Origin of the sequence: Nostoc cf. edaphicum LEGE 07299 (assembly GCF_015207245.1) — a bacterium.
GTDB classification, from domain to species: Bacteria; Cyanobacteriota; Cyanobacteriia; order Cyanobacteriales; family Nostocaceae; genus Nostoc; species Nostoc edaphicum_B.
Genome location: NZ_JADEXF010000210.1, coordinates 1 through 6483, shown reverse-complemented (window position 1 = coordinate 6483; position 6483 = coordinate 1). Strand labels below are relative to the sequence as shown.

At 42.9% G+C, this 6483-nt stretch carries 5 protein-coding genes; all 5 read left to right on the top strand.

Annotated features, from left to right (window positions below; translation table 11 throughout):
- The first annotated feature begins 178 nt into the window (after positions 1-178).
- The 5 genes from IQ229_RS08430 to IQ229_RS08410 all read left to right on the top strand — a co-directional run bounded on the left by IQ229_RS08430 (position 179) and on the right by IQ229_RS08410 (position 6422).
- Positions 179-1033 (top strand): MBL fold metallo-hydrolase, encoded by an 855-nt coding sequence (locus tag IQ229_RS08430; protein ID WP_194042857.1) that lies wholly within the window; start codon positions 179-181, stop codon positions 1031-1033.
- Between the two features lie 416 nt (positions 1034-1449).
- Positions 1450-2904, top strand: a complete 1455-nt coding sequence (hpnJ, locus tag IQ229_RS08425; RefSeq protein WP_194042855.1) for a hopanoid biosynthesis associated radical SAM protein HpnJ — start codon at positions 1450-1452, stop codon at positions 2902-2904.
- 221 nt (positions 2905-3125) lie between these two features.
- Positions 3126-4346: a bacteriohopanetetrol glucosamine biosynthesis glycosyltransferase HpnI gene (gene hpnI / locus IQ229_RS08420; protein WP_194042859.1), complete on the top strand. Its 1221-nt coding sequence runs from the start codon at positions 3126-3128 to the stop codon at positions 4344-4346.
- A 282-nt stretch (positions 4347-4628) separates the two neighbouring features.
- Positions 4629-5234, top strand: coding sequence for a CDP-alcohol phosphatidyltransferase family protein (locus IQ229_RS08415; protein ID WP_194042853.1), 606 nt, complete (start codon positions 4629-4631; stop codon positions 5232-5234).
- 432 nt (positions 5235-5666) lie between these two features.
- The gene (locus tag IQ229_RS08410; protein WP_194042851.1) at positions 5667-6422 is read left to right on the top strand and encodes a phosphocholine cytidylyltransferase family protein; all 756 of its coding nucleotides are present in this window, start codon (positions 5667-5669) and stop codon (positions 6420-6422) included.
- Positions 6423-6483 lie beyond the last annotated feature (61 nt).

The following is a 6483-nucleotide window of genomic DNA, read 5'->3' as shown; positions in this document are numbered from 1 at the left end:
CCCTAACCCTCCCCTTGGAAAGGAGAGGGAACTGGATTTTCTTGTTTCCTTTATAAGGGGGGATTAAGGGGGGTAAAACGCCTGTGGAATAAGCAGCATTTGAGCTTAAGTTGACACCAATGACAGCTAGCTGTGCGCCCCTACTCACTTTGACAGTCAAAGTTGTAACGGAGGATTCATGCAAATTCATCATCTCAATTGCGGCTGTATGTGCCCGATTGGTGGGGCCCTCTTCGATGGCTTCAGTCGCGGCCCAAAGGCTCACCTTGTCTGCCACTGTCTGCTGATCGAGACAGAGCAGGGACTTGTTCTGATTGATACCGGCTTCGGACTGCGCGATATCAATTCGCCTTACTCCCGCCTCAGCCCGTTTTTCATTCATTTCAATGGCGTCCAGTTCGATAAAAAATACACAGCAGTCGATCAAATTGAGAAGTTGGGATTTTCCGCGCGGGATGTGCGTCATATTGTGCTGACTCACCTTGATTTCGATCATGCTGGTGGTCTGGAAGATTTCCCGGAAGCAACCGTACACTTAATGCAGACTGAGATGGAAACCGCCCAGGATCGGCATGGCTTCATCGCCAGACGGCGCTATCGTCCAGAACAGTGGGACGAGGTTAAGCACTGGAAGTATTATTCGGCGGGAGGCGAACCTTGGTTCGGTTTTGAAGCAGTACGTAACCTCGACGGACTACCGCCAGAGATTCTCCTCATTCCCCTTGTTGGTCACACGCGGGGCCATGCTGGTATTGCCATTGATACACCAGAGGGTTGGCTTCTCCACGCAGGTGATGCTTACTTTTATCGGCACGAGATGGACTCAGCCAAAAGACGCTGCACGCCAGGTTTACGCGCTTACCAATGGATGATGGAAGTAGATCGCCAGGCTCGATTGCTCAATCAAGATCGGCTACGGGCATTATCAAGCGATCGCAATAAGGATGTACGCCTGTTCTGTAGTCATGATGCTGTCGAGTTCAAAGCATTCACTGACCAATCTAGCGTTCAAAACGAGAAAGTTCATCATTGAAGAGTCTTACAGAAGGGGCAATAATGCTCCTGCTTCCTAGTACCATCTCTATAGCAATCCTAAAATAAGTTGTGAAAATCGAGAGACTTAGATCCCCGACTTCTCAAAGGAGTCGGGGATCTTATTGTTCATGACTGATTTAGGAAAGCTCTAAAATTCAGAAATGCTAATGAAAAAAGAGCGGTAACAATCCTAAATCAGTAGTGAAAATCTCTATTTCGCCGCTCTCTGTGTTCTCTGCGCCTCTGCGGTAGCCTGCGGCAAGCCGCTTTGCGTCTACGATTAAAAAATATTTTTCGTTAAAGAGAGAGAAATAGAAAATTTAATGAATGATTTAGAACTGCGATCGCATCTGCTGCACTTTAGGTTTTATCCTAAAAAAGTGTTAGCTAAAACCTGCAAAAGGAAATCTATCTGTGAAAAAAACTTTGTTTCTCAGTCCTCCTTCCTTCGATAGGTTTGATGGTGGTGCAGGTTCCCGATACCAAGCCAAGCGCGAAATTACTTCCTTCTGGTATCCGACATGGCTAGCGCAACCCGCAGCCCTTGTGCCTGGTAGCAAGCTTATTGATGCACCCCCACACGGTCAAACAGTAGAAGATGTCATCGAAATTGCTCAAGATTACGAGCTAATTATCATGCACACCAGCACGCCTTCGCTGGCTAATGATGTGAAGTGTGCCGAAACAATCAAAGCTCAAAACCCTGATGTCAAGATTGGCTTAATTGGAGCGCACGTAGCAGTATTACCAGAACAGACGCTGGTTGAAAACCCAATCATTGACTTTGTGTGTCGTCACGAATTTGACTATACCTGCAAAGAAATAGCCGAAGATAAATCTTGGGAAGAAATCACAGGTTTAAGCTACCGCGATCGCCAGGGTAATATCCATCATAATCAAGATCGTCCCTTGATTCACGATTGGGATTCGATGCCCAGTGTATTGCCGATTTATCACCGCGATCTAGATATTACCAAATACTTTATTGGCTACTTATTGCATCCATACATTTCCTTTTATACTGGGCGAGGCTGTCCGGCAAAATGTACCTTCTGTCTTTGGCCGCAAACAATTGGTGGACACTTATACCGCACAAAAAGCCCCGAAGCTGTTGGGCGTGAAATGGAAGAAGCGAAAGCGATCTTCGGTGACAAAGTGCGGGAATATATGTTTGATGATGACACATTTACTATAGACAAACATCGAGCGATCGCAATTAGCGAACATCTGCGGCGACTCAAGCTGACTTGGAGTTGCAACGCCCGTGCAAATCTAGATTATGACACTCTTAAACAACTACGTAATAATGGCTTACGCCTACTATTAGTCGGATTTGAATCTGGAAATCAGCAAATTTTAGATGGGATTAAGAAAGGAATCAAGCTGGAAGTAGCGCGAAAGTTTATGGAAAATTGTCATAAACTTGGCATTACCGTACACGGCACATTTATTATTGGTTTACCCGATGAAACCCAAAAAACAATTGAAGAAACAGTCCGGTTTGCTTGCGAGATTAGTCCGCATACAATTCAGGTTTCTATAGCAGCTCCATATCCTGGAACAGAACTTTATCGTCAAGCACAAGAAAATAATTGGTTTAGCAACAGTTCTTTAGTTGCTAGTTCTGGAATTCAAATGTCTACACTGCAATATCCAAATCTCTCCAGTGCTGAAATTGAGGATGCAGTTGAAAGGATGTATCGGAAGTTTTACTTCCGTCCCAGAGCGATTATTCCAATTGTTGGTGAAATGCTCACCGATCCCCAAATGTTAGTGCGTCGCTTGCGTGAAGGGCGGGAATTTTTCTCTTACTTAAAAGATCGTCGTACCCAAGGGACAGTAAAAGCAGAATCAGTAGTTGTTGGTTAGTTGTCAATACGCTTCAGTTAAGAAGAATCGTAGGTTGGGTTGAACGAAGTGAAACCCAACAAAGGCTTGATAATGTTGGGTTTCGTTCCTCAACCCAACCTACACCAGTTTTATGTTTTAGCCTTAACTGAACCGTATTGGGTTAGTTGTTGGTTATTTTTATAGAGGAATTGACGATAACCCAGCCAAATAAGTAAATGCACAAAAATAATTTACTGGCTATGTTTGCATCTACATTCTTAACAAATCTTCAGGCGATCGCTAGTAATTTTCTTCTAATTTTGTGCATACCATCTGTATTATTTTATTGCTATGCAATTTATGCAGCAATAAGTTTTTTTGCTGCTCCCCAGGCAGTTAATCAAGAGTTTCATCCACCTGTTAGTATTCTCAAACCCATTTGTGGACTTGATAGGGATGCTTATGAAAACCTAGCCTCATTTTGTCAACAGAACTATCCAAAATATCAAATCATCTTTGCTGTGCGAAACTCTCAAGACCCTTGCATAGAGGTTGTAGATAAAATAATCCAGAATTTTTCAGATTTGGATATTTTGTTGATTGTAAGCGATCGCGTCATCGGTACAAACCTGAAAGTTAGCAATTTGGCCAATGCTGCAACCAAAGCTAAATACGAAATTTTAGTCCTTGCTGATAGTGACATCCGAGTTGGAACAGACTATTTGCAAAGAGTTATCCAGCCATTGCAAGACGAAAGCGTGGGTGTCGTTACTTGTATGTATCGATCCTTAACTCAAGGATGGATATCGATATTAGAGGCTATTAATACTACTACTGAGTTTCATGCTGCGGTTTTAGTTAGCAACATCAAGGAAAATGGTATAAAATATGCCTTTGGTTGCACCATTGCCATCCCTAAAAAAGTATTAGAAGCCATCGGTGGATTTGAAGCAATTGCAGATTATCTGGCAGATGATTTCCAACTTGGCTATCTACCTGTCCAAGCAGGTTACAAAGTTGTGCTTTCCGATTACATAGTTGAACATCTACATAAAAGCAACACCTTAATTGATGTCATCAAGCGCCAGATTCGTTGGGCGTTTTGTAAACGAGTTTCTCGTCCTTGGGGTTATCTAGGACTAATTTTTACCTATGGTATCGTTACCAGCTTGCTGCTGCTGATTGCCACTAATGGTTCAATAATAGGATGGCTAGGACTATGTATTTGTTGGGTAACAAGATTGGTGATGGCTTGGGTTGTTGGTACTATCAGTTTGAAAGATCCAATAGTCAAAAAGTTTCTGTGGCTGGTTCCTGGGTGCGACTTGTTAAGCTTTGTTATTTGGTGTTTTGGCTTTATTGGCAACACTATGGAGTGGCGGGGACAACAACTGAAGCTAACTAAAGATGGAAAGCTATTAGTACCAGAAGACAAAAATGATGAATTATCAATCAAGGTTTTGACTAAGAAAGGCGCATAGCAGTGCATAGGTGTCAACTTAACGTGAAAGCCAGCCTAGAACCAGCTTTTACATATTGTCTCGTTCCCAGTCGGAGACTGGGAATGCTGTCCTAGAGGCTCCGCCTCCCTTGCTGGCGGCAGAACCGCAATTGAAGTGCATTTCCAGCCCAGAGGTTGGAAACGGGATTTGGAAAGGTTTTGACTAATAGGGGCGCATAGCAGTGCTGCCCTAGCGTATGTTGCATCCAGATCAGAACCGCTATATATATATTCCAAGACCAGATCAAATTTAACTTCATCTATGACCACAAAGCCTTGGGATGCTCAACTTGCTTACTGGCTAATTAAACCTCTAAAAGACAGTTGGGTAAACCCCAATCATCTTACTACAGTGCGGCTTTTGACAGGGTTGGCAGCGGCTGTCGCCCTCGCAGTTGGTGATCTCATTTGGGTTAACATTGGGGCATGGCTATTTGCTTTATCTAACTTTCTCGATCATACAGACGGTGAATTAGCTCGTTTGAGTGGGAAAAGCAGCAAATGGGGACATCAATATGACCTTGCTAGTGATGCCATCATCCATATTTTATTGTTTGTGTGTATTGGATATGGTCTTAGGGAGGGAAAATTTGGTTGGTGGGCGTTGGCGATGGGGATAGTATCTGGCGTGTCTGTTGCTTGCATCTTTCATTTGCGAAACCAAATGGAACAACGTTTAGGTAAAGACGCCAGCCGTCAACCAAATTTCGCCGGCTTTGACATTGAAGACGTGCTGTATTTGTTTCCTATAGTTCCCTTACTGAATGGACTAGAGCCGTTATTAATGGCAGCGACAATTGGAGCGCCAACCTTTGGTATATGGGTAATTTGGCAATTTTGGACACTCCCGCAATCTGAATCAAACTAGATTAAAACTTACGCACAGGTAACGAAAAATCGAACCACAGAGGCACAGAGAACACGGAGGAACTGTATGATATGAAGCCCCAACCTGATGAACTTCATACTTATCCATGAAAATTTTCTTAACCTCAAACTGTGTAAGATAACCTACGCCACTGTCCCTAATATTCCATTTAGTAGCAATTTCCTGGGCATAGTGCTCGTTTGTAACGGGGTAAAAAATTGGCTGTTCAGGTAGTCTCGGCGGCCATTTGGTGTAGTCGCTTTGTTTAACCAGTTCTAGCTCTTTTGGTCCAGTAGGGCGATACAGAGTTACTGTTTCTTCCATGTTAAGAATTAGTTAATAAACGTTGAATTGAGCAAAATACAGTCATTATAAAATACTGGGAAAATTTCCAGATTTACTGGTGTCTAAGCTACTGTTGGTGATTTGACGATGAAGGCAATTATCTTAGCTGCTGGCGTTGGACGACGCTTAGGTAAAGACGGGCAAATCCAACCCAAATGCTTACTGAAATTTAACGGCAAATCTCTACTAGAGCGCCATTTTAACTATCTCCGTCATTACCAAATTGATGAAGTAGTGATTGCTGTGGGTTATCAAGCAGAAAGAATTCAGGATGAAATCAAAGGATTAGGAGCCGAAAGTTGGGTCAGTACAATTTATAATCCTGACTACACCAAAGGCAGTACGATCAGCCTTTGGACTGTACGTCAGCATTTAGTTGCTGGCGATGACATATTATTAATGGATGCAGATGTATTGTGCGATCGCCGCATCATCGAACGATTGGTAAAGACAAATATCCCCAACAGCTTTTTATTAGATCGGGATTTTGAACCGGGAGATGAACCCGTAAAGCTTTGTGTTAGAGATAATTATTTCGTGGAGTTTCGTAAACAAGTAGTTCCTGGTTTAGCTTATGATTTTGCGGGTGAGTCAGTAGGATTCTTTCGTTTTGAAAGTCCTGTTGCTCGCCGTCTTGCGATTCGCACAGAACAATATGTTGCAGACGGACGCGATAATGAACCTTATGAAGAAGTAATTCGGGATCTGCTCTTAGAAACTCCAGAAACATTTGGCTACGAAGATATTACTGGATTACCTTGGCTCGAAATCGATTTTCCCCAGGATATTCAACGCGCCCAAAACGAGATTTTACCTCAAATAGAAGTCGCAGAAAATGTCTGAAAATATCTTCATTTATAGCGGTTCTCGTTTAGATACATTACAGTTTGACCTCTCTCCAAAC

Excerpts from the sequence above, each read along its gene's own strand:
- IQ229_RS08415 (WP_194042853.1), top strand. The coding sequence starts at position 4,629 with ATGACCACAAAGCCTTGGGATGCTCAACTTGCTTACTGGCTAATTAAA.
- IQ229_RS08430 (WP_194042857.1), top strand. The coding sequence starts at position 179 with ATGCAAATTCATCATCTCAATTGCGGCTGTATGTGCCCGATTGGTGGG.
- hpnI (WP_194042859.1), top strand. The coding sequence starts at position 3,126 with ATGTTTGCATCTACATTCTTAACAAATCTTCAGGCGATCGCTAGTAAT.
- IQ229_RS08410 (WP_194042851.1), top strand. The coding sequence starts at position 5,667 with ATGAAGGCAATTATCTTAGCTGCTGGCGTTGGACGACGCTTAGGTAAA.